The following is a 607-nucleotide window of genomic DNA, read 5'->3' as shown; positions in this document are numbered from 1 at the left end:
CGTTCGGGGCTGCGCTCGCCACCTACGCCAAAGGCGGACACCAATGGGTGTTCGGGGCGGAGTATCTCCGCAGATACCACCCTTATCGGGATAGCCGTATCCCTGTGGAGCAGTTCACGGGCGAGGGAGGTTTCTTCTCTGGCGTGCTTTCAGACGGAAGTAAAACCTTTTTCCTATCAGCAGGTATTTCCGCCTTGGCGGGCTATGAGACGGTCAATGGTGGAAAGAAACTGCTCTTTGATGGCTCCACAGTACGTAATAAAGACGGTTTTATTTACGGTGGGGCAATCACCCTACAAGCGGAGACCTATCTGACGGATAGATTGGTGTTGCAGCTCTACGGCAGGGAACGTTGTCTGTGGGGAGGCTCTATGGGGCATTTTCATACACAATACGGTGTCGGACTGAAAATCATGCTGGACTGATGGAGGTGGATAAGATGAGAGCAATTTCGATTGCGGACTTCCTGAACGCAATGGGGATTCAGCCGACCAAACAGAGAGGAAACGCCCTGTGGTATTCCGCTCCGTACCGCACGGAGCGGACACCCTCTTTCAAGGTCGATACCGCCAAGAATATCTGGTTCGATTTTGGAACGGGCAAAGGC

The 607-nt window shown here is 53.2% G+C and carries 2 protein-coding genes; both read left to right on the top strand.

Going from position 1 to position 607, the window contains the following annotated elements; genetic code table 11:
• A partial coding sequence (locus BN93_RS16140; protein WP_019189296.1) for a conjugal transfer protein TraO occupies nucleotides 1-425 on the top strand: 425 nt, incomplete at its 5' end.
• On the top strand, nucleotides 425-607 hold a 183-nt coding region (locus BN93_RS18905), incomplete at its 3' end, for a CHC2 zinc finger domain-containing protein (protein ID WP_044261274.1). The genes BN93_RS16140 and BN93_RS18905, both read left to right, overlap by 1 nt.

This window comes from Prevotella conceptionensis 9403948 (assembly GCF_000312305.1).
GTDB lineage: Bacteria > Bacteroidota > Bacteroidia > Bacteroidales > Bacteroidaceae > Prevotella > Prevotella conceptionensis.
This window is presented reverse-complemented; position numbering and strand designations above follow the sequence as displayed.